Below are 22,094 nucleotides of genomic sequence, written 5' to 3'. Positions count from 1 at the left end.
AGGACACCATGACCACCGCCCGCCCCGTCATCGACACCCACGCCCACGTCTATCCGGCCCGATACTTGGACAAGCTGGAGGTGATCGGGGTTGCGCCCCACTCCACCGCCATCGCCAGGAACCTGCGGGCCAGTGACGAACCTGAGGACATGCGAGCCCGCCTGGCCATGATGGACGCCGCCGGTGTTGGCATCCAGGTGCTCTCGGCCACCCCGCAGGTTCCGTTGGTGGTCGACGCCGACGCCGCTGCCGAGGCCGCCCGGATGGTCAACGACATCTACGCCCAGATCCTCGCCGACCACCCCGGCCGGTTCCTCGCCTACGGCGCGGTCCAGTTCAACCATCCGGACGAGGCGCTTGAGGCGATCTCCTACTGCCTCGACGAGTTGGGCTTCGTCGGGGTGGCGATCAATACGCTGTTGCCCGATCCGGGCGCGGCGATCACCGACAAGCGCTTCGCGCCTGTCTTCGCCGAACTCAACCGTCGGGCGTCCATCGTCTACATCCATCCGACCGGCAACGGAGCCTACTCGCGGCCCATCTCCGACCACGGGCTCACCTGGGTCAACGGTGCGCCGACCGAGGACTCCATCGCGGTGCTGCACCTGCTCAAGGGCAACTACCCCAACATCTATCCCGATCTGAGATTCCATGTCGCACACCTGGGCGGCGACATCCCGTTCCTGGCCCAGCGCATCGAGGACAACTATGAGGACTGGGGCGCATTCCCGGCCTCACCGCGAGAGACGTTGCGCCGCATGTGGTTCGACGCCGCAAACTTCTCCGCTGGCGCGCTGCGGCTATCTGCGGAGGTCTACGATCCGCGCAGGATCCTCGCCGGTTCGGACTATCCGTACTTTCAGGACGAGAAGTACATCCGCGCGTTCACCTACATCCGGGAGGCCGGACTGCCAGACGAGGCGATCCGAGACATCCTCGGCGGCAACGCCACCCAGCTATACGGAGAGCGGGTTGCCAGGAGATGAGGGCAATGACAAAGGAGCCGTGAACGGCTCAGCGCATGACGTCGCGCACCTTGACGCTCTCGATGTCCCGCAGCATGAGAATGCGCGCGGTGTCGAGGTGCTTGCGCCAGTGCGCCTCGGCGGCGTCTCCGTCACCGGAACGGATGATCTGGATCAGCTTGCGGTAGGACCGCATGAGCTTGTCGTAGTCGGCCTTCGACACCGGCCTGCGCTCCTTGAACAGGAAGGCGTGGTGGCGCACGGTGATCTCGTGCAGCATGCCGGCGATGATGCCCAGCGTGGCATTGCCCGATAGTTCGACCACCCGGCGGTGAAAGTCGCCGGTGGTGGCCGCCAGTTGGTCTGACTGATGGTCCTTGGGGATGTGCTCGTCGAGCATGCGCTCAAGTTCGGCGAACGCGGCCTCATCACCCTTCTCGGCAAGCAGGCGTGCGGCCATCGGCTCGATCGCTGCACGCCCCACCAGGAGGTCGGCGATGTCGGCACCGGAGAGCTCGAGCAGTAGTCCGGCCGGGCGGGCGACGATCTCGGGGCCGGGAACTCGAACCCGGGCTCCGGTGCGTGAGCCGCGCCGGACCTCGACCAGACGCTCGGATTCCAACACCCGCACGGCCTCGCGCAACGTCGGCCTGCTGACCCCGAAATGTTCCATGAGCTCGGCCTCGTTGGGCAGGAAGTCGCCCTCTTTGAGCTGGCCGTCGACCACCATGCGCCGTAGCGTGCCTGCGACGAGTTCGGCCGTCTTCGGGGAACGGACCGGTGCCTGCGGTGCGATCGCGTCCGGGCCGATCATCGGCGCCAGCGGTGTGGTTCGAGCCACCAGACACTCCCAGGTGAGACAACTTTGCGCTGGCCGGGTGGTCAGCTGTACAACTCAGTAAACCATCTGCTGACCGCGGGAACGGTATATCAGGCTCTACCAACCAGTAGGTTGACCTAGTAAACCTACTGGGTTATTTTCACCTCGAGTGCCCCATCGGGTCCAACCGGGGTAGCGCCCCCCTTCAAAGGAGAAGTCATGGCTGAAGCCGTCATCGTCGAGGCCGTCCGGTCACCTGTCGGGAAGCGCAACGGCGCCCTGTCTGGTGTGCATCCGTCGGAGCTGTCGGCTCAGGTGCTCAACGGGCTGGTGCAGCGCGCAGGCATCGACCCCGCCCTCGTCGACGACGTCATCTGGGGCTGCGTCATGCAGGCGGGTGAGCAGGCCCTCGACATCGCCCGCACCGCCCTGCTGACCGCCGGGTGGCCCGAGACCGTTCCCGGCGTGACTGTCGACCGTCAGTGCGGTTCCAGCCAGCAATCTCTGCACTTCGCCGTCGCCGGCGTGGTCGCCGGGCATTACGACGTCGTCGTCGCCGGTGGCGTCGAGTCGATGTCGCGCACTCCCATGGGCTCCTCGCTGGCCAGCGGCGGGCACCCCTACCCGGAGGCGTTCCGGGAGCGTTACGACAACAAGACCCCCAACCAGGGTGTCGGCGCCGAGATGATCGCCGAGCAGTGGGGCCTGTCGCGCACCCAGCTCGACGAGTTCTCGCTGCGGTCGCATGAGAAGGCCGCCGCCGCACAGGATGCGGGCGCCTTCAAGGACCAGATCGTCGGGATCAAGGACCAGGATGGAAACGTCGTGCTGGAGGACGGCGGCATCCGCCGCGGTGGCACGGTCGAGTCCATGGCCGCCATCAAGCCGGCCTTCCGGGAGGACGGCGTGATCCACGCCGGCAACTCCAGCCAGATCTCCGACGGGTCGGCCGCGCTGCTGGTCATGTCGGCCGAAAAGGCAAAAGACCTGGGGCTCAAGCCGCTTGCCAAGGTGCACACCGCAGTGCTCGCCGGCGCCGACCCGGTCATCATGCTGACCGCGCCGATCCCGGCCACCCAGAAGGCGCTGGCCAAGTCCGGTTTGACGGTCGACCAGATCGGCGCGTTCGAGGTCAACGAGGCGTTCGCCCCGGTTCCGATGGCCTGGCTCAAGGACATCGGCGCCGATGAGGAGCGTCTCAACCCCAACGGCGGCGCGATCGCGCTGGGTCACCCGCTCGGCGGCTCCGGTGCCCGTATCCTGACCACCCTGCTGTACCACATGCGGGACAACAACATTCAGTACGGCCTGCAGACCATGTGCGAGGGTGGCGGCCAGGCCAACGCGACCATCCTGGAGCTCCTGTGACCGACACCGATGCCCAGCCCGGCGCGCTGGTAGAAAAGCGCGGCAACGTACTGCTCATCACGATCAATCGGCCCGAGGCGCGCAACGCGATCAACGGCTCGGTCAGCATCGCCGTCGGCGACGCGTTGGAGCAGGCACAGAACGATCCCGAGATCCGGGCCGTGGTCATCACGGGTTCGGGGGACAAGTCGTTCTGTGCCGGTGCCGACCTCAAGGCGATCTCGCGGGGTGAGAACCTCTTTCACCCCGAGCACCCGGAATACGGATTCGCCGGCTACGTCAGCCATTTCATCGACAAGCCGACGATCGCCGCGGTCAACGGCACTGCCCTGGGCGGTGGCACGGAGTTGGCCCTGGCCAGTGATCTGATCATCGCCGAGGAGGGCGCGAAGTTCGGTCTGCCCGAGGTGAAGCGGGGCTTGATCGCCGGTGCCGGTGGCGTGTTCCGGATCGCCGAGCAGCTGCCGCGCAAGGTGGCGAACGAGCTGCTGTTCACCGGTGAGCCGATGTCCTCGGCCGACGCGCTGCGGTGGGGCCTGATCAACCAGGTGGTGCCCGACGGCACCGTCGTCGACGCGGCACTCAAGCTGGCCGAGCGGATCACCGGCAATGCGCCGCTGGCCGTGCAGGCCAGCAAGCGGGTCGCCTACGGCGTCGACGAGGGCGTCATCACCGGTGACAAGGACGGCTGGAAGCGCACCAACCGCGAATTCAGCACGCTGCTGAAGACCGAGGATGCCATGGAAGGACCGCTGGCCTTCGCGCAGAAGCGTGAACCTGTTTGGAAGGCGAAATAAGCCATGAAGCGAACGATCTATACCGGGGAACACGAGGCGTTTCGCGAGACGGTGAAGGAATACATCGAGCGTGAGCTCGTGCCCAACTCCGAGAAGTGGGAAACCGAGCGCATCGTCGACCGGTCGGCCTACACGGCCGCCGGCAAGTACGGCGTCATCGGCTTCAACATGCCCGAGGAGTTCGGTGGCGGGGGCTCGGATGACTTCCGATTCAACGCCATCATCGACGAGGAGGTCGCCAAGGCCGGCGTGCACGGCCCGGCGCTGAGCCTGCACAACGACGTCGTCGGCCCGTACTTCAAGGACCTCACCAACGACGAGCAGAAGCAGCGCTGGCTGCCCGGCATCGCCAGCGGCGAGACGATCATCGCGGTCGCGATGACCGAACCGGGCGCGGGCAGTGACCTCGCCGGTATCCGCACCTCGGCGGTGCGCGACGGTGACGACTGGATCATCAACGGCTCCAAGACGTTCATCTCCTCGGGCATCAACTGCGACCTGTGCGTCGTGGTGGCCCGCACCGACCCCGAGGCCGGCCACAAGGGCTTCACCCTGTTCGTGGTGGAGCGCGGCATGGAGGGCTTCACTCGCGGCCGCAAGCTCGACAAGATGGGCCTGCACAGCCAGGACACCTCAGAGCTGAACTTCGAGAACGTCCGGGTGCCCAACGCCAACCTGCTCGGCAAGGAAGGTCGTGGTTTCTACCACCTGATGACCAACCTGCCCTCGGAGCGGCTCTCGATCGCCATCTCGGCGATCTACGGTGCGCGGGCGGTCTTCCAGGAGACGCTGCAGTACGCCAAGGACCGCAAGGCTTTCGGCCAACCGATCGGCAGCTTCCAGCACAATCGGTTCCTGCTCGCCGAGATGGACACCGAGCTGGAGGTCACCGAGAACTACCTCGACCGCTGCCTGCAGGGCGTGGTCGACGGTGAGCTGACCGCGGTCGAGGCGGCCAAGGCCAAGTGGTGGGCCACCGAGGTCGCCAAGAAGGTCATCGACAACTGCGTGCAGCTGCACGGCGGCTACGGCTACATGATGGAGTACCGCGTGGCACGTGCCTACGTGGACGGTCGTATCCAGACGATCTTCGGTGGCACCACCGAGATCATGAAGGAGATCATCGGCCGCGAGCTCGGCGTGTAATCACGTCGACCAGACGCAAAACTGCCTCTTTCCACGTGGAAAGAGGCAGTTTTGCGTGTGCTCGCGCACCTCCCGCTTGCGGGGGACTGCTCGCGCAGAAAGAAATCAGCCGATCGGCGCGTCAGCGGCCGGGGTGGCTTCCGGGGCCTTCGTCGTGGTCGTGGTGGTGCTGGAGCCCGACGGCACGATGGCTTCCGGCGGGGCGTTGGGATCGAGCACGGTGTCGATCAGGTAGATCCGGGCGGTCTGGGACTGGATGGGGCCGCAGACCAGCTTGGCGGTGTCGTTGACCTTGATGTCGCCACCCTTGCCGGTCACCTTGACCTCGGCGCCCTGCTGGGTGGGCCGCTGGCCCTTCACGTCGTCGGGGCCGAGCTGGCCGAGAAACGCATGGTAGTAATCCACACTCGTCAGTGCGGCAGGGTCGGCCTTCAATGCGTCGAGCTTGCCGGGCTCCATGGCGGCGAACGCGTCATTGGTCGGCGCGAAGATCACGTACGGGCCGTTGTCGAGCACCGGCACGATGTTGACGTCCGGGTTCAGCCCGCCCGACAGCGCCGCGTTGAACGTGCTGATGTCCGGGATGCTGGCCAGAACCTTGCCTGTCGGCAGATCTGCGAGGCTCTTCCAATCCGGCATGGCCTTCTTGAAGTTGTCGCAGCCCGAGCCCTGCGGGTCGGGGATCTCCACCACCGGAGCGGCGGTCGTCGTCGGCGCTGGGTCGGCGTAGGCGGTGACCGCCAACGGCAGCGACGCCGTGATCGCGGCGACGGCCGCAGCAACGCCCAGAGTCTTCGTGCGAGTTTTCATCGGTGGGTCTTTCCTCCCGCTCATGCCTAGCCTGTAGTCGTCGGCTGCCGGTGACGCGTTACACGGTTCCCGGCGCGACGATGGCGAGCAACCACGAACACAACAACCTCAGCGTTCCCCGCGGCGCCGCATCGGATGGTATGCGTAACGAAGCGGTTACGGCAAAGCCGAAGTGTCTACCCGGGCCGACGCGGGGCCTTTGACCGGGGCTTTTCGGATACTGAGGCAAAGTGCTGTGGCGACGAAACACAGCCCGGCGGCCAGCTGGAAGGCCAGGTCGTAATCGTCGTTCAGATCCCGCAGCCGCAGGCTGGGCCTGGCCCGCGAACTGCTGGAATCCGGGGATCGGCATGTCCCGTCGAGCTACCGCAAGGTGTACCAGGGCGCGCGAGCCGACCGGTCGGCTGTCTACCATGACCGGCATGCCAGAGCCGCTGATCGTCTCCGTCGCCGGTCATACCCCGCAGATCGACCCGGACGCCTGGGTTGCACCCAATGCCAGTGTGATCGGCCAGGTTTCGCTGGCCGCCGGTACCAGCGTCTGGTACGGCGCCACGCTGCGCGCCGAGGTCGAGCCCATCGAGGTCGGTGAGGGCAGCAACATCCAGGACGGGGTGACCGTCCACGTCGACCCGGGTTTCCCATGCCGGATCGCCACCGGGGTGACGGTGGGCCACAACGTGGTGCTGCACGGCTGCACCGTCGAGCAGGACAGCCTGGTCGGCATGGGCGCGGTGGTGCTCAACGGTGCGGTGATCGGCGCCGGCTCGCTGGTGGCGGCCGGCGCGGTGGTGCCGCAGGGCATGGTGGTGCCGCCGCGCTCGCTGGTGGCCGGTGTGCCCGCCAAGGTGCGCCGAGAGCTCAGCGATGACGAGGTCGGCCACAACCAGCTCAATGCCGCGGCCTACACGCACCTCACCGGGTTGCACCGAGAGGCGGAGTAACCCGCCGCCTAACGCAGCGGGTGCGCCAGCTCGTCGCGCGGCATCCGGGCTGCTGTCACGGCCACTGCGGCCAGCACGGCCGGCAGCAGCCCGGCCACCAGGAAGATGGACTCCATCGAAACCACCTTCGACAGCGGGCCGACGATCGCGAACGACAGCGGCATGAAGGCCAGCGACACGAAGAAGTCCAGGCTTGAGACCCGGCCCAGCATCTCCGTCGGCACCCGCCGCTGCAGCAGCGTTCCCCAAATCACCATCCCGGCACCGTCGGTGACGCCGATGCAGAACGTCGCCGCCGCCATCAACGGGAACGACGAGGTGACGCCGACGACCACGAGCGGGACCGAGCCCAGTCCCCACATCAACATCATCGTGGTCAGGTAGCGCCGCGGCATCCGGCGTGAAGACACCGTCAATGCTCCCAGCGCGCTGCCGAATCCGAAGAACGCCAGAATGAATCCGTAGGCCCTGGCCCCGTCGGCGAACCGGTCCTGGGCGATGAACGGCAGCAGGACCTCGATCGGTCCGAGAACGACGAGGACGAACATGCTGGCGAACAGCAGCGTCGACAGCAGCCATGGGGTGCGCACCATAAAAGCGAAACCGTCACGCAGATCACGTAATACGTGCGGTCGCTGGCTGTCATCCTGTGCCGCAACCAGATCCGTGGTTCCGCGGGTGGCGACCAGCAGGGCCAGGCCCAGGCCGAACAACGCCGCCACCACGACCGCGCCCAGTGAGGGGAAAGTCGCGGCGATCACCATGCCTGCTACCGCCGGACCTACCGAACGCTGGAACACCGGGCGCACCACGCCCTCAACGCCGTTGGCTGCCAACAGTTGTTCGGGCGGCAGGATGCGCGGCAGCAGCGCGCTGTAAGCCGGGAAGAAGAACGCCGCCGCGATGCCGAGAATGCCTGCCGCGACGGCCAGATGCCAGATCTTGAGCGCGTCGAGCAGACCCAGCACCGCGACCGTCGAGACCGTCACCAGATTGACCGTCTCCACCGCGATGATGATCGTGCGCTGGTTGATCCGGTCAGCGGCAATACCGCCGACGAGGACGAACGCCACCAAGCCGACGCCCATGCAGGTGGCCACCAGTGACAGCGAGGTCGGATTGTTGTCGATCGCGATGACCTGCAACGCCATCACCACCGACCACATACCTTCGGCGAAGATCGACAACGTGACCGCGGCGATCAGCAACCGGTATTCGCGGATGCGGAAGGGGGCGAGCACACGCCAGCCGTCGGTTTGACCAACCGGCGTCGTGATATCGGGCTGCATGCTCACAACATTCGATGGTGCCTACCCGGAGTGGGTTGAGTCCAACGATTTTCGCTGCGGGGCCCGAGCGTGCGCCTACTGCTGGGTGAACTCCGGGCGCCGGTTCTGCTGGAAGGCCTTGGTGCCCTCACGGAAGTCGTTGGACACCAGCAGCTGCAGCTGCCCCTTGCGCTCGCGGGCGAAGGCGCCCTCGAGCTCGGTGAGCGTGGCCGCGTTGACGGCCTGCTTGGTCTCACGCAGGGCGACTGCCGGACCGGAGCGCAACTTGCCGACGATCTTGTCCACCGCGGCGTCGAACTCGTCGGCCGGGTACACGGCGCTGATCAGACCCCAGTCGTAGGCGTCGGCGGCGGTGAGGCGGTCGGCCAGCAACGCCAGGCGCATGGCCCGGATCCGCCCGATGTTCGCGGCGACGAGAGCCGACGCGCCGCCGTCGGGCATCAGCCCGATCTTGGTGAAGGCCAACAAGAAGAAGGCCGCTTCCGAGGCGAGCACCACGTCGCACGCAAGGGCCAGTGACACCCCGACGCCCGCGGCGGGTCCCTGCACCGCGGCCACGACCGGCTTGGGCAGCGCGACGATGGAGGCGACGGCGCGGTTGGCGGCGTCGAGCACCCCTTCGGCGTCGTGGCTGTCGGCGTTCTGGTCTTCCTCGCTGATGCCCGCGCCCGAGCTGAATCCGCGGCCCGCTCCACCCAGGCGTACCACTCGGACCTCGGGGTCGGTGGCGGCCAGTTCCATGGCGTCGGCGATCGCGACCAGCATGCCCTGGGTCAGGGAGTTGAGGCTGTCGGGCCGGTTCAGCGTCACCGACAGCACGCCCTGCTCGCGGGACACGGATACATCTTTGAGGTCGGGGTATTCGCGGGTCACGGTCATCTATGCACCTTAAGTCTGGCGGGCCAGAGGCCCGCTCCGGGCGGGGGCGGCTATGGCCATACCGGGTCGAGAAGGTTATACAAGTAAGCTATGTCACCGGTCAACCAAGGCCTAACACGCGAAGGGCGGAAGAGCATGGCAGGACCACTGCAAGGTTTACGCGTTGTGGAGCTGGCCGGGATCGGCCCAGGCCCGCACGCGGCGATGATCCTCGGCGACTTGGGCGCCGACGTGGTGCGCGTCGAGCGTCCGGGCCGCAGCGGGGGAGTACCCGCGGGTGACCGGGATTCGATGCTCCGCAACCGCCGCTCGGTGGCAGCCAACCTCAAGAGCGACGAGGGCCGCGAGCTCGTGCTCAGCCTGATCTCCAAGGCCGACGTGCTGATCGAGGGCTACCGGCCCGGTGTCACCGAACGCCTGGGACTGGGCCCCGAGGACTGCGCCAAGATCAACGACCGGCTGATCTACGCCCGGATGACGGGGTGGGGTCAGGAGGGTCCGCGGGCCCTGCAGGCCGGACACGACATCAACTACATCTCCCTCAACGGCCTGCTGCATGCCGTGGGTCGCGCGGGCGAGCGCCCGGTGCCACCGCTGAACCTTGCCGGTGATTTCGGCGGCGGGTCGATGTTCCTGCTCGTCGGCGTCCTCTCGGCTCTGTTCGAGCGTCAGACCTCGGGCAAGGGCCAGGTAATTGACGCGGCGATGGTCGACGGCTCGTCGGTGCTGATGCAGATGATGTGGGGATTCCGCGCCAACGGCCTCTGGTCCGACGAGCGGGGCACGAACATGCTCGACACCGGCGCGCCCTACTACGACACTTACACCTGCGCCGACGGTCGCTACATGGCCATCGGGGCGATCGAGCCGCAGTTCTACGCCGAGCTGCTCAAGGGGCTGGGCCTGGACACCGCCGATCTGCCGGCCCAGAACGACATGGCTCGCTGGCCCGAGTTGCGTGAGGCCTTCACCAAGGCGTTCGCCGCCCAGGACCGGGACCACTGGGCCAAGGTGTTCGCCGGTACCGATGCGTGTGCGACGCCGGTGCTGTCCTTCGCCGAGGTGCTCACCGAACCGCACATCGCCGAGCGGGACACGTTCTTCGACGATGAGGGCAACCTGCAGCCGATGCCGGCACCGCGGTTCTCGCGCAGCACGACGGCCGAGCCGACTCCGCCGCGTCCGCGTGGGGCCGATACGGAAGCCGTTCTGCGGGACTGGGTTTAGTTCACCGTTCAGTTCAACCACATCAGTGGGCCGGCGCAACGCCGGCCGGAAAGGAATGCGGTAAGTGGAGATCAAAGACGCGGTAGCAGTCGTCACCGGCGGTGCCTCCGGCCTGGGCCTGGCCACCACCAAGCGCCTGTTGGACGCGGGTGCTCAGGTGGTCGTGATCGACCTCAAGGGTGAAGAGGTGGTGGCCGAGCTGGGTGACCGGGCCAAGTTCGTCGCCACCGATGTCACCGACGAGGCGGGGGTGTCCGAGGCGCTCGACGTCGCGGAGTCGCTTGGCCCGGTGCGTATCAACGTCAACTGCGCCGGTATCGGCAATGCGATCAAGACCTTGAGCAAGAACGGCGCCTTCCCGCTCGACGGGTTCCGCAAGGTGGTCGAGGTCAACCTGATCGGCACGTTCAATGTGATCCGGCTGAGTGCCGAGCGCATCGCCAAGACCGAGCCCCTCAAGAATGAAGAGCGCGGCGTCATCATCAACACCGCCTCGGTGGCGGCGTTCGACGGTCAGATCGGCCAGGCCGCCTACTCGGCATCCAAGGGCGGCGTGGTCGGCATGACCCTGCCGATCGCGCGTGACCTCTCGCGTGAGCTGATCCGGGTCTGCACCATCGCGCCGGGTCTGTTCAAGACCCCGCTGCTGGGCTCGCTGCCCGAAGAGGCACAGAAGTCGCTGGGCCAGCAGGTGCCGCACCCGGCCCGGCTGGGCGATCCCGACGAGTACGGCGCCCTGGCCGTGCACATCATCGAGAACCCGATGCTGAACGGCGAGGTCATCCGTCTGGATGGCGCGATCCGCATGGCGCCGCGTTAGATACGAGGGGGAAAAATTATGGCATTGAAGACGAAGTTCACCGAGACGTTCGGGATCGAGCATCCCATCGTGCAGGGTGGCATGCAGTGGGTCGGCCGGGCCGAACTCGTTGCGGCCGTGGCGAACGCTGGGGCACTCGGGTTCATCACCGCGCTCACCCAGCCCACTCCGGCCGATCTGGCCAAGGAGATCGAGCGGTGTCGTGAGCTCACCGACAAGCCGTTCGGGGTGAACCTGACGATCCTGCCGACGATCAACCCGCCGCCATACGACGAGTACCGCCAGGTGATCGTCGACTCCGGCATCAAGATCGTCGAGACCGCCGGCTCCAACCCGGCACCGCACCTGCCGATGTTCCACGCCAACGGCATCAAGGTGCTGCACAAGTGCACCTCGGTGCGCCACGCGGTCAAGGCGCAGAGCCTCGGTGTGGACGGCATCAGCATCGACGGGTTCGAGTGCGCCGGTCACCCCGGCGAAGACGACATCCCGGGCCTGGTGCTGATCCCGGCCGCGTCGGAGAAGATCGACATCCCGATGATCGCCTCGGGTGGTTTCGCCGACGCGCGTGGCCTGGTCGCCGCGCTGGCGCTGGGCGCCGACGGCATCAACATGGGCTCGCGGTTCATGTGCACGGCCGAATCGGCGATTCATCAGAAGGTCAAGGAAGCGATCGTGGCCGGCACCGAGCGTGACACCGAGCTGATCTTCCGCAGCCTGGGCAATACCGCGCGGGTCGCGAGCAACACGGTCTCGCGTGAGGTGGTGCAGATCCTCAAGGACGGCGGCCAGTTCGAGGACGTCAAGGATCTGGTGGCCGGCAAACGCGGTGTGAAGGTCTATGAGATCGGTGATCTCGACGCAGGCATCTGGTCGGTCGGTACTTCGATGGGCCTGATCAACGACATCCCCACCTGTGGCGAACTCGTCTCGCGGATGGTGTCGGAGGCTGCGCTGCTGATCAGCGGGCGCCTGGCGAACATGATCGGCGCGGACGAGGCCGAGCCGGAGAAAGAAGCAGTCCTCGCCTGAAGCGAGGACTGCGGCCCGTGACAGGCAAAGTCACGGCAAACTCAAGATGGGAAACGCGCGCCGCGAGGCGCGCGTTTTCTCATACAGCGGTGGGCAGTTCTTGGTAGTCGTCAAACTGCTCGGAGGTCTCACCCTCGACCAGGACATCGCCGTGGTAGAGAGCCTCGAAGTCAACCTTGATGACATCGGCACTGGTGTCGTCGATCCACATGACACTGAGCGTATGGGTCACCATTAAGGAATCATTGAGTCACGGTTCGGAAAATGATGGCAATCCTACTTTTCGGTAGGTTTCTAGCCAGTAACCCGCGGGCGGGTACTGCGTGGCTGCGCCGATATCGACTGCAGGGTCGCTTGAGCACGACGCTGGCCACAGCCCTGGCGTAGAAATCGACGAGCTGGCCACCAAGCGAAACGGTTTCAGCCAGTAGGCCGTGTGATGTGGATGGGGTTGCTGGGGTTCAGCGCGATCCAGGTCACTATCGCCGCGGCAACACCGATCACCAACAGGCCCACCGCAGCCTTGGCCGAGACGCGGGAGCGGCCGAACACCCGGTCATCGATCGAGAACGCGCCGGCGCCCGTGAACAGCAGCGCCGCGGCGGCGAATGCGGCGAGGAACGGGACGTTGAACGGCTGAGACCAGAAGGCGTCGGTCGAGACGTTCACGGCCCAGGCGTCGACCATCGCGCCGATTACCGCGCACGCGGCCAGTGGGGTGAGGATCCCGAACAGCAGGCCGATGCCGCCGAGGGTTTCGGCCGCGGTCACCATGAACGCGCCGAACGCGGGCAGCCGCCAACCGCTGGATTCCATGAATCCCACGGCGGTGCCGAAGTCGAATGCCTTGATCAGGCCTGCCTGCAGCATCGTCGCGCCAGTAGCGATGCGCAGGATGAGTAACCCGGTATCGGTCATACGGGTGGTCGCGGTTCCGGTGACGGTGGTGGTGGTCATAGCGATCTAGACCCTGCCATGTCGCAGAACTCATTGCTGGGAAAGTGGGGTGGTTCGGCGGCGAGCCTCATTTACGGTCAGCCACACTGCCGAGATGAGGAAATAGAACGCGCCGAAGGCCACGTAAGGGGCGACGGCGGTGACCTGTGGCGCTTCGGGCGCGTTCGCCTGAATCAGGAACATGCCACCAGCGAGGGCCGATTGGACGCCGCTGACAACCATCGGCCATTGCGCGCCGTAGCTGCGCCGGCGGCGTGCGCCGGTCGCGAGCTGGAGAAGGCCCGATAGCACGGCCCACACACCGAATACGCCAAGCACTGCGTTCGTGCTCTGGGTGAGCGCAACACCGACGGCGATCGTCGTCACCAGGCTGACCCCCGCATTGACGGCCTGTGTGGGATTGCGACGAAGCCCGCCATTGCGTTGTGCATCAACAAGGTTGGCGATCGCGTCCCACGCGGGATAGACGAGCAGCAGCGCGGCCGCGGCGGTCGTGTTACCGGCCAGGCCGACGGCGGCGCACACCCACATGATGGAGAATGCCGCTCGGGTGAAGTAGTAACGCTTCAACCAACTGGTGCCCTGAACATCCTCTCGCGCTTGGTTATTCGTCGTCATCGTCACCGCGTGCTCCTATCTGTCGGTCGTGGTCGTTCGTTGTGTTGGAAGGCGGTCGAAGGCGGTCGATCGCGGGCCATGTGATGGCGGCGAAGATCGTCGGGTCGCCGTATGCCCGTGCCGACAACATCGCGCCATGAACCGTGGCCATCAATGCCTCAGCCTCGGAATACGCCTCGCCGGTCAGGGTGATGGTGCCCGCGCTGGCACCGCGCTCGAGGACTGATGTCAGCCAGGCGGACAGCGCCCGGAAATATGCCCGCACCTCGACCACGATCTCCTCGGGGAGAACCGGGATCTGGGTGGCGAGCAATGCGCATACGCAGTAACTGGTTTCGGGTTCGCTGATGCATGACTCCCAGTACCCGGTGTAGCTGCGGAGCTGGTCGAGCGGGTCGGCGACGTGGCGCTCGATCTCGGCGAGCCCTGCTTCGGCCTCGTCGCGGTACTGCCTCACCAAGGTGCGTACGAGGTCGACCTTGGTCGGGAAGTGGTGGTGAATGCTCGCTTTGCGGATGCCGACGACGGCGGCGATGTCGGCGTAGCTGAAGCCGTTGTAGCCGGCGGCGACGATCGACGAGCGTGCGCAGCGAAGGATCGCGTCGGCGGTGGAAGCTGGTGCGGCCATGCCACTCAACCTACCTACTAATAGGTAGGTTGGCCAGTTCTGTCCCGCGTGGTGTCGAGTTGAACCCTTCGGTGCCGGGGTCCGTGTATACGGCGAGGAACATGTTGACGCCGGAAACTTACCGTTGTTAACTTAACGCCGATACTCTCCGGCAGAAGGGCACCACGTGCTGCACAGAATCGCCCATCTCGCTCTCGCCGCACCGCGACGTGTCCTCGTGGTGGCCGCGCTGGCGATGGTGGCTGCGGGCATCTTCGGCATTCCCGTTGCCAAGAGCCTGTCAGCCGGCGGATTCCAGGACCCGACTTCGGAATCGGCGCAGGCCACACGGCTGCTCTCGGACAAATTCGCCCGCGGCGACATGCAGTTGCTCATCAGCGTCACCGACGACTCGGCGGCTGGGGTCAACAGTCCCGCGGCACGGGTCACGGGCACCGACATTGCCGCCCAGCTCAAGGCATCGCCATACGTGACCGAGGTCAGCTCGACCTGGACGGTGCCCGCGCCCGCGGCGGCCACGCTGATCAGTAAGGACGGCAAGACCGGGCTCATCCTGGCCGGAATCACCGGCGGGGAGAGCGGCGCGCAGAAACATGCCAAGGAACTCACCGACCAACTCGTGCACGATCGTGACGGCGTGACCGTGCGGGCCGGTGGCGAGGCGATGATCTACGTCCAGATCAACGGGCAGAGCGAAAAAGACCTCTTGATGATGGAATCCATCGCGATTCCGCTGAGCTTCGTCGTGCTGGTGTGGGTGTTCGGCGGATTGCTCGCCGCCGCCCTACCGCTCGCGGTAGGCGGCTTCGCGATCCTCGGATCTCTGGCAGTGCTGCGCGGATTCACCATGGTCACCGACGTCTCGATCTTCGCGCTCAACCTGACCGTCGCCATGGGGCTGGCGCTGGCCATCGACTACACCCTGTTGATCATCAGCCGGTACCGCGACGAACTGGCCGATGGCGTCGATCCGGACCGCGCGCTGGTGCGCACCATGGTCACGGCCGGCCGGACGGTGCTGTTCTCGGCCATGACGGTGGCGCTGTCGATGGTGGCGATGGTGCTGTTCCCGATGTACTTCCTCAAGTCGTTCGCCTACGCGGGCATCGCGGTGGTGGCGCTGGCGGCATTCGCGGCCATCGTGGTGGCCCCCGCCGCCATCGCGCTGCTGGGTGACCGACTGGACGCCTACGACGTGCGCCGGTTCATCCGCCGGGTCCTCGGCCGGCCCGAGCCCGTGCACAAGGCCGTCGAGCAGACGTTCTGGTACCGCATGACCAAGCGTGTCATGCGCCGCTCGGTCCCGATCGGGCTTGCGGTCATCGCGCTGCTGCTGATGCTGGGTGCGCCCTTCCTCGGCATCAAGTGGGGCTTCCCCGACGACCGTGTCCTGCCGTCCTCGGCGTCGGCCCGCCAGCTCGGCGACGAGCTGCGCAATGATTTCGCCGTCGACTCCTCGACCGCTGTCACCGTGGTGCTACCCGACGTCAACGGATTGCTGCCCGCCGGCCTCGACCGCTACGCGGGAGATCTGTCGCGGGCCGCCGACGGTGTCTCCGTATCGGCACCCGGAGGCACCTTCGTTGACGGCCGCCGGGTCGGACCGCCGACCTCGGGAACCGGAATAGCCGACGGCAGCGCATATCTCACCGTCGGTAGCCATGTGCCGTTGTTCAGCGACGCCTCTGAGGCCCAGCTCGACGCGCTGCACGCCGTGCCTGCGCCGGCCGAGGTGAAGTTCACCGGCATCGCGCAGGTCAACCGGGACAGCTCACACGCGATCACCTCCCGGTTGCCGCTGGTGCTCGGCATCATTGCCGCGATCACCTTCGTGCTGCTGTTCCTGCTCACCGGCAGCGTGGTGCTTCCGCTGAAAGCGTTGGTGCTCAACGTGTTGTCCCTGTCGGCGGCGTTCGGTGCGCTGGTGTGGATCTTCCAGGACGGTCACCTGGGTGCACTCGGCACCACATCGACGGGCACCTTGGTGGCCAACCTGCCGGTGTTGTTGTTCTGCATCGCATTCGGGTTGTCGATGGACTACGAGGTGTTCCTGGTCTCGCGGATCCGGGAGTACTGGCTGACACCCGGACTGGCCCGCCCCGACGGCACCGAAATGTCCCCGCGCGAGCGGAACGACGAGAGCGTCGCGCTCGGTCTGGCCCGCACCGGCCGGGTGGTGACGGCCGCGGCGCTGCTGATGTCGATCTCGTTCGCCGCACTGATCGCCGCGCAGGTGGCCTTCATGCGGATGTTCGGCCTGGGCCTGACCATTGCGGTTCTCGTCGACGCCACGTTGGTGCGGATGCTGTTGGTGCCGGCATTCATGCATCTGATGGGGCAGTGGAACTGGTGGGCGCCAGCACCGTTGGCCCGGTTACACGAGCGAATCGGCATCAGTGAGTCGGGTCCGGACGAACTGGACCCTGACGGCCCCGGTGACGTTTCCGGGGATGACGGCAAACGTGAACGCGCGGACGCCGGTGCGACGGACGCCGGTTAGCGTGGTGATCCAACCGCGTAAACGGCGCCGCGCCCCGCGTGGTTCCGGAGAGCTGCTGCGTGATCAGATCCTTGACGCCACAACCGAATTACTGTTGGAAACCGGCCATGCCAAGGCCGTGTCGATCCGGTCGGTGGCCCAGCGCGTCGGGGTCACCCCGCCGTCGATCTACCTGCACTTCGCCGACAAGGACACGTTGCTGGACGCGGTGTGCTCGCGGTACTTCGAGAAACTCGACGAGGAGATGCAGCGCGCTGCCGCCGATCACACCTCGACCATCGAGGTGTTGCGCGCGCAGGGCCACGCCTATGTGAACTTCGCCAGGCGCACACCCGAGTTGTACCGATTGGCCACGATGGGTGAGGGCCGGCCCGGCAGCGACGTCGACACCGCGCTGAACAGCTCAGCGTTCCAGCACATGCGCGCCTCTGTGGCCGGGCTGATGGCCGACGGGATCTACCCGCCCGGGGATGCCACCACGATGACCCTCGAACTGTGGGCCGCGGCGCACGGAGTGGTCGCGATGCTGATCTCCAAGCCGTATCTGCCATGGGGCGATGTCGAGGAGTTCACCGATCGCGTGCTGCGTGCGGTGTGCACCGGTCAGATCGTCTCGGGGATCATCGGAACCGACCTCGAACCCATGGAGACCATCGCCCGGTTGAAGGGAATGGCCGGGGATCACGCCGACGAAGGGCAACAGCAGTGACTGACAAGACCGTGGACAATCCGTTCTTCGCCCGGGTGTGGAAGACGCTGTCGAGTTCGGAGCCGAAGGCGCTGCGCCGGCTGCGCAGTGACAACCTCGCCGGACTCAGCGGGCGGGTCCTGGAGATCGGCGCGGGCACCGGGACGAACTTCGCCTTCTATCCGTCGACGGTCACCGAAGTCGTCGCCATCGAGCCAGAACGTCACCTTGCCGAAGTAGCCCGCAGCGCGGCAGCGACGGCTCCGGTGCCCGTGACCGTCACCAGCGACACCGCCGAGCAGTTCAGCAGCACAGAGCCATTCGATGCAGTGGTCTGCTCATTGGTGTTGTGCTCGATCGACGAGCCGGATGCGGTTCTACGCCAGCTGTTTTCCATTGTCCGGCCGGGCGGGGAGCTGCGGTACCTGGAGCATGTCGCCGGTAGTGGCTGGCGGGCCGGGATGCAGCGCGCGGCAGATGCCACCATCTGGCCGCGGTTGTTCGGCAACTGCCACACCCATCGGCACACCGAGCAGGCCATCGCGGGCAGCGGGTTCCAGGTTGAGGTTGCGCACCGCGAGTTGGCGATGCCGGCCTGGGTGCCGCTGCCGGTGACGGAGTTCGCGATCGGGCGCGCGGTCAGACCTGCCTAACCGGCGTCGCGACTACCGAGTAGCGCGGGCAACCGCTGAAGCAGGTTCGGCAGCGAGCCGGCCGCGGTCTCACGCAGGGAAACCGTCGCACTGTCGGACAGTGGCGTGCGCTCCGGATTGACCTCGATCACCACGGTGCCGGCGGCGAGGGCGGCCTCGGCCAGTCCCGCCGCCGGGTAGACCACCGAGCTGGTGCCCACGACGATCACCACATCGGCGTTGCTGACCGCCAGCACCGATCGTTGCCAAGCGTCATCGGGCAGCGGCTCGCCGAACCAGACCACGCTCGGCCGGATCAGGCCGCCGCACGGGCACATTGGGGGGTCGATCGTCTCGACCGGCTCCGGCATCGCGGGCAGCTCACCCTCGAACCTCGAACCGCAAGCATCGCAACGGAACTCGAACAGATTTCCGTGCAGGTGGTAGACGTTGCTGCTTCCGGCGCGCTCGTGCAGGTTGTCGACGTTCTGGGTGATGACATGGACGTCGGCGAAGTCCTGCCAGGCCGCCACGGCCCGATGCCCGTCGTTGGGCTGCACGTGGGACATCATGTAGTGGCGCCACAGATACCAGGCCCAGACTTTCTCCGGATGCTGCTGCCAGCCTTCGACACTGGAGATCTCGTAGGGATCTACCTTTGCCCACAGGCCCGTCTCGACGTCGCGGAACGTGGGTACACCGCTCTCTGCCGAGATCCCGGCGCCGGACAGGACAGTCACTTGCACATCACCAACGTAGTCGGTTTGGGTGATACTGAGCATGTGGTCGAGTTGGGGGATTGGGTTCTGGTTGATTCGAGCGGGGACAAGCCCTTGTTCGATCAACTGAGGATCCAGATTATCGAGGGCATTCGGCAGGGGCGCCTGACGCCGGGAACCCGTCTGCCGACGGTGCGTGAACTGGCGGGAAAGGTCGGGCTCGCGGTGAACACCGTGGCCAGGGCCTATCGCGAGCTGGAGTCGGCGGGGGTGTTGGAGACCCGGGGGCGGTACGGCACGTTCGTGGCACGGGCCGATCCGGCCGATGCCGCGATGGCCGCGGCCGCGCATTCGTTCGCCGAGGCCGCCCGTGCGCTGGGGATCGGCAAGACCGACGCCCTGCGCTATCTGGACACTGCCTTCGACTGATCGGGCGTGTCGGATTCAACCGGCCCGGCTGCCGCGCCAGCGGAGCACATCCAGGGCGACGGCTACCGCGACGCTGTTTTCGGCCAGCGGACGGGGCAGGAGGTCGTCGGCGCGGGCCAGCCGGCGCAGCAGAGTGTTGCGATGCAGGTACAGCCGCGCCGCGGCGCGCGAGGCGTTGCATTGTTCGTTGACGAATACTCTTACCGTTTCCTGTAATTCAGGGTCGGCGGTCTCGAGGTCGCCAAGGTTGCGGTTGACGAACTCGGTGGCGCGATCGGGGTCAGCGGTGGTCAGTGCCACCAGTTCGACATCGGCGAACCGCGCGATCTGCTGTGTGGAGTGCAACCGCGCCATCATCTGCTGTGTGGTGATCGCATCGAAGTGACTGCGTCGGAACCCATCCAGACCGTCGGCTGCCGGGCCGATGGCGATCCGGACACCGTCGAGGTCTCCGGCGGCACGGCTCAGCGTCTGGAAACCGTGCTGGATGTCGGCGCTACCGGTCGCCCACACCCAGCGGGTGGCGGTGCTGGCCAACACGCTCAACGGCCGCGGGTCACCGCAGTCCTGGCCGAAGGCCTCGGCGGCCCGGTCCAACCCGGACAGATCGCCCGCCGAGTCCTCGCTCCAGATCACCGCGGCGGTGTGGGTTCCGGTCAGCGCGTGGCCCAGGCGCGCCTCGGCACGCTGCCTGGGGATCGGGGCGCCCTCGAGCAACAGTGCGACGGTCTCGCGCCGCTCGGCGTGGGTGCCGCGGGTCAGGTCGTCGCGTTCCAGGTCGATCTGGGCGGCGATCCCGGCCAGCGTGGCGTCGACGAACGCGCTGATGGACTGTGAGCACACGTCCAACATCTCGTGCAGTTCGGCAGGGTCGGACGTGAGCTCGAAGGCGATCTCCATGAGGCGACGCCACGCCACTCCCTCGCCAACCCGGTATGCATCGAGGGGGAACTCGCTGACGCCGCGGCGCACCAGCTCTCTCGCAATGCTCAGCGGCTCCGGTCCGGTATTCGGCGGTACCGGGGCGCCCGGATCGCGCACATTCGCCGTACCCCAGAAGAACAGGTTGGCGTGGTTGCTGCGCACGACCGCGGCGGCGAGTTCGGGGTCGGACGCGATCGTCGGACTGGCGGCCAGCACTGCGGCGTCGAATTCGTCGAGCCATTCCGGGCGGGGGTTGAGGACAGTCTGCGCGCATTGCCGAATCAGATCCTGCACCCGCTGTGAAGCTGGCTGCCACACCATCACCCCAGGGTAGGGCGATGGTGCAAAGTGCACCATCGGATCGGCAATGTTTGGCACTTCCGACCTTGGGAGACCGTTGTCTAACCCCGACCATTGAGACATGACCCACACCGAACACGTCGACGTACTCATCATCGGCGCCGGCATCTCCGGCATCGGTGCCGCCTACTACCTGCAGCGCGAGCACCCGCACCGCAGCTACACGATCCTGGAGGCCCGTGGCGCCACCGGCGGCACGTGGGATCTGTTCCGTTACCCGGGCATTCGATCGGACTCGGACCTGCACACCTTCGGGTACGAATTCAAGCCGTGGCGCGACGTGCACGCCATCGCCACCGCGGACAAGATCCTGGCCTACCTGCGTGAGACCGTCTCCGAGAACGGCATCGACGGCCACATCCGGTTCCACCACAAGGTGCTCGGCGCATCCTGGGATTCCGCGACGGCCACCTGGACCGTGGACGCCGAGCGGACCGGCGGTGACGGCGCGGATCCCGAACTCGTGCAGATCTCGGCGAACTGGCTGTTCTGCGGTGGTGGCTACTACCGCTACGACCAGGGCTACACCCCGCGTTTTGAGGGGCAGGAGCGGTTCACCGGGCGCATCGTGCACCCCCAGCACTGGCCGGAGGACCTCGACTACACCGGTAAGAAGGTCGTCGTGATCGGTAGCGGTGCCACCGCGGTGACGCTGGTGCCGTCGATGGCACCGACCGCCGGGCACGTGACCATGCTGCAACGCTCACCCACCTATGTGCTTCCCGTCCCGGCCAAGGACGCCTTCGCCAATACGGCCATACGGGTGCTGGGCGATCGCCTGGGTTATGCAGCGGCCCGGCGCAAGAACATCATCAAGCAGCGCTCCGTCTACACGCTGTGCCAGAAGTACCCGACCGCCGCCCGCTGGCTGATCCAGAAGATCAACGCCGGCAAGTTGCCCGAGGGGTACCCCGTCGACGAGCACTTCGCGCCCAGCTACAACCCGTGGGACCAGCGGCTGTGCGCGGTGCCCGATGGAGACCTGTTCAAGGCCATCAGCAACGGGAGCGCCTCGGTGGTCACCGACCGCATCGCGACGTTCACCGAGAACGGGATCCTGCTGGAGTCCGGGCGCGAGCTCGATGCCGACATCATCGTCACCGCAACGGGTCTCAACATTCAGCTGTTCGGCGGGATGTCGTTGACCGTGGACGGTCAGCCGGCGAATCTTTCGGACACCGTCGCCTACAAGGGCATCATGCTCTCGGGCGTGCCGAACTTCGCGTTCGCCTTCGGCTACACCAACTCGTCATGGACGCTCAAAGTCGGGTTGCTCTGCGAGCACTTCTGCCGACTGTTGAAGCACATGGACGACAATGGTTTTGACGCCGTCCAGCCGGAGTTCGACGGCGGTCAGACCCGTCCGCTCCTGGACTTCGGTGCCGGATACGTGCAGCGTTCGATCGACGAGATCCCCCGCCAGGGCGTCGACGGACCATGGCAGATGACGATGAACTACACGGTGGACGCCGAGACCCTGCGTAACGGGCCCGTCGAGGACGCGCACCTCAGGTTCGAAAAATCTTTGGTGACAGCCTGACT

At 66.3% G+C, this 22,094-nt stretch carries 23 protein-coding genes; 13 read left to right on the top strand and 10 right to left on the bottom strand.

Going from position 1 to position 22,094, the window contains the following annotated elements; all coding sequences use genetic code 11:
• The first annotated feature begins 8 nt into the window (after positions 1-8).
• Positions 9-986 carry an amidohydrolase family protein gene (locus HBE63_RS18330; protein ID WP_166906009.1) on the top strand — a complete coding sequence of 326 codons (978 nt, stop codon included), beginning with the start codon at positions 9-11 and terminating at the stop codon, positions 984-986.
• Between the two features lie 28 nt (positions 987-1,014).
• Here HBE63_RS18330 and HBE63_RS18325 read toward each other — a convergent pair whose 3' ends face one another.
• Entirely contained in the window at positions 1,015-1,806 is a 792-nt protein-coding gene (locus HBE63_RS18325) for a FadR/GntR family transcriptional regulator (protein ID WP_166906008.1), read from the bottom strand.
• 198 nt (positions 1,807-2,004) lie between these two features.
• On the opposite strand from HBE63_RS18325, the gene HBE63_RS18320 reads away from it, so the two are divergent.
• The 3 genes from HBE63_RS18320 to HBE63_RS18310 are packed head-to-tail and all read left to right on the top strand — an operon-like array spanning position 2,005 to position 5,096.
• A complete protein-coding gene (locus HBE63_RS18320) occupies positions 2,005-3,153 on the top strand; it encodes a thiolase family protein (RefSeq protein ID WP_166906007.1) in 1,149 nt (382 codons plus the stop codon).
• Positions 3,150-3,950: an enoyl-CoA hydratase-related protein gene (locus tag HBE63_RS18315; protein ID WP_166906006.1), complete on the top strand. Its 801-nt coding sequence runs from the start codon at positions 3,150-3,152 to the stop codon at positions 3,948-3,950. Before HBE63_RS18320 ends, HBE63_RS18315 begins: the two co-directional genes overlap by 4 nt.
• Positions 3,951-3,953: 3 nt before the next feature.
• On the top strand, positions 3,954-5,096 hold the full coding sequence (locus tag HBE63_RS18310; RefSeq protein WP_166906005.1) for an acyl-CoA dehydrogenase family protein: 1,143 nt from the start codon (positions 3,954-3,956) through the stop codon (positions 5,094-5,096).
• Positions 5,097-5,201: 105 nt separating this feature from the next.
• On the opposite strand, the gene HBE63_RS18305 is transcribed toward HBE63_RS18310, so the two are convergent.
• Positions 5,202-5,906, bottom strand: a complete 705-nt coding sequence (locus tag HBE63_RS18305) for a fasciclin domain-containing protein (RefSeq protein WP_166906004.1) — start codon at positions 5,904-5,906, stop codon at positions 5,202-5,204.
• Between the two features lie 422 nt (positions 5,907-6,328).
• Here HBE63_RS18305 and HBE63_RS18300 point away from each other — a divergent pair, with 422 nt between their 5' ends.
• The gene (locus tag HBE63_RS18300) at positions 6,329-6,850 is read left to right on the top strand and encodes a gamma carbonic anhydrase family protein (RefSeq protein ID WP_166906003.1); all 522 of its coding nucleotides are present in this window, start codon (positions 6,329-6,331) and stop codon (positions 6,848-6,850) included.
• 8 nt (positions 6,851-6,858) lie between these two features.
• Here HBE63_RS18300 and tet(V) read toward each other — a convergent pair whose 3' ends face one another.
• Both tet(V) and HBE63_RS18290 read right to left on the bottom strand, forming a co-directional pair.
• A complete protein-coding gene (gene tet(V), locus HBE63_RS18295; protein ID WP_166906002.1) occupies positions 6,859-8,139 on the bottom strand; it encodes a tetracycline efflux MFS transporter Tet(V) in 1,281 nt (426 codons plus the stop codon).
• Positions 8,140-8,214: 75 nt separating this feature from the next.
• On the bottom strand, positions 8,215-9,018 hold the full coding sequence (locus HBE63_RS18290; protein ID WP_166906001.1) for an enoyl-CoA hydratase: 804 nt from the start codon (positions 9,016-9,018) through the stop codon (positions 8,215-8,217).
• Positions 9,019-9,153: 135 nt separating this feature from the next.
• On the opposite strand from HBE63_RS18290, the gene HBE63_RS18285 reads away from it, so the two are divergent.
• From HBE63_RS18285 to HBE63_RS18275, 3 genes are all read left to right on the top strand, one after another.
• A complete protein-coding gene (locus HBE63_RS18285; protein ID WP_166906000.1) occupies positions 9,154-10,245 on the top strand; it encodes a CaiB/BaiF CoA-transferase family protein in 1,092 nt (363 codons plus the stop codon).
• Positions 10,246-10,309: 64 nt separating this feature from the next.
• Entirely contained in the window at positions 10,310-11,065 is a 756-nt protein-coding gene (locus tag HBE63_RS18280) for a 3-hydroxyacyl-CoA dehydrogenase (RefSeq protein ID WP_166905999.1), read from the top strand.
• 18 nt (positions 11,066-11,083) lie between these two features.
• Positions 11,084-12,097, top strand: coding sequence for a nitronate monooxygenase family protein (locus HBE63_RS18275; RefSeq protein ID WP_166905998.1), 1,014 nt, complete (start codon positions 11,084-11,086; stop codon positions 12,095-12,097).
• A gap of 79 nt (positions 12,098-12,176) precedes the next feature.
• Here HBE63_RS18275 and HBE63_RS31730 read toward each other — a convergent pair whose 3' ends face one another.
• From HBE63_RS31730 to HBE63_RS18260, 4 genes are all read right to left on the bottom strand, one after another.
• Complete coding sequence (locus HBE63_RS31730) at positions 12,177-12,308, bottom strand: hypothetical protein (RefSeq protein ID WP_155915856.1); 132 nt, start codon at positions 12,306-12,308, stop codon at positions 12,177-12,179.
• Between the two features lie 209 nt (positions 12,309-12,517).
• Entirely contained in the window at positions 12,518-13,054 is a 537-nt protein-coding gene (locus HBE63_RS18270; RefSeq protein WP_166905997.1) for a DoxX family protein, read from the bottom strand.
• Positions 13,055-13,084: 30 nt separating this feature from the next.
• The gene (locus tag HBE63_RS18265) at positions 13,085-13,672 is read right to left on the bottom strand and encodes a DUF308 domain-containing protein (protein WP_166909946.1); all 588 of its coding nucleotides are present in this window, start codon (positions 13,670-13,672) and stop codon (positions 13,085-13,087) included.
• Positions 13,659-14,300, bottom strand: a complete 642-nt coding sequence (locus tag HBE63_RS18260) for a TetR/AcrR family transcriptional regulator (protein WP_166905996.1) — start codon at positions 14,298-14,300, stop codon at positions 13,659-13,661. Before HBE63_RS18260 ends, HBE63_RS18265 begins: the two co-directional genes overlap by 14 nt.
• Before the next feature lie 166 nt (positions 14,301-14,466).
• Between HBE63_RS18260 and HBE63_RS18255 the strand changes: the two genes are divergently transcribed.
• Genes HBE63_RS18255 through HBE63_RS18245 form a run of 3 tightly spaced genes read left to right on the top strand, consistent with a single transcriptional unit; the run spans position 14,467 to position 18,141 of the window.
• Positions 14,467-16,800 carry an MMPL family transporter gene (locus HBE63_RS18255; RefSeq protein ID WP_243858135.1) on the top strand — a complete coding sequence of 778 codons (2,334 nt, stop codon included), beginning with the start codon at positions 14,467-14,469 and terminating at the stop codon, positions 16,798-16,800.
• A gap of 1 nt (position 16,801) precedes the next feature.
• The gene (locus HBE63_RS18250; RefSeq protein WP_243858133.1) at positions 16,802-17,509 is read left to right on the top strand and encodes a TetR/AcrR family transcriptional regulator; all 708 of its coding nucleotides are present in this window, start codon (positions 16,802-16,804) and stop codon (positions 17,507-17,509) included.
• On the top strand, positions 17,506-18,141 hold the full coding sequence (locus tag HBE63_RS18245) for a class I SAM-dependent methyltransferase (protein ID WP_166905994.1): 636 nt from the start codon (positions 17,506-17,508) through the stop codon (positions 18,139-18,141). The genes HBE63_RS18250 and HBE63_RS18245 overlap by 4 nt, the downstream gene beginning before the upstream one ends.
• On the opposite strand, the gene HBE63_RS18240 is transcribed toward HBE63_RS18245, so the two are convergent.
• Positions 18,138-18,866 (bottom strand): NAD-dependent deacylase, encoded by a 729-nt coding sequence (locus tag HBE63_RS18240; protein WP_166905993.1) that lies wholly within the window; start codon positions 18,864-18,866, stop codon positions 18,138-18,140. The genes HBE63_RS18245 and HBE63_RS18240 overlap by 4 nt on opposite strands.
• Positions 18,867-18,902: 36 nt before the next feature.
• Here HBE63_RS18240 and HBE63_RS18235 point away from each other — a divergent pair, with 36 nt between their 5' ends.
• Positions 18,903-19,268 (top strand): GntR family transcriptional regulator, encoded by a 366-nt coding sequence (locus HBE63_RS18235; protein ID WP_166909944.1) that lies wholly within the window; start codon positions 18,903-18,905, stop codon positions 19,266-19,268.
• A gap of 15 nt (positions 19,269-19,283) precedes the next feature.
• Here HBE63_RS18235 and HBE63_RS18230 read toward each other — a convergent pair whose 3' ends face one another.
• Positions 19,284-20,513: a CdaR family transcriptional regulator gene (locus HBE63_RS18230; protein ID WP_166905992.1), complete on the bottom strand. Its 1,230-nt coding sequence runs from the start codon at positions 20,511-20,513 to the stop codon at positions 19,284-19,286.
• 100 nt (positions 20,514-20,613) lie between these two features.
• Between HBE63_RS18230 and HBE63_RS18225 the strand changes: the two genes are divergently transcribed.
• A complete protein-coding gene (locus HBE63_RS18225; protein WP_166905991.1) occupies positions 20,614-22,092 on the top strand; it encodes an NAD(P)/FAD-dependent oxidoreductase in 1,479 nt (492 codons plus the stop codon).
• The last annotated feature ends 2 nt before the right edge of the window (positions 22,093-22,094 follow it).

The organism is Mycobacterium sp. DL440 (genome assembly GCF_011745145.1).
In the GTDB taxonomy this organism is placed as follows: Bacteria; Actinomycetota; Actinomycetes; order Mycobacteriales; family Mycobacteriaceae; genus Mycobacterium.
Note: the sequence above shows the minus strand (reverse complement) of the source record. Positions and strands in the feature narration are given on the sequence as shown.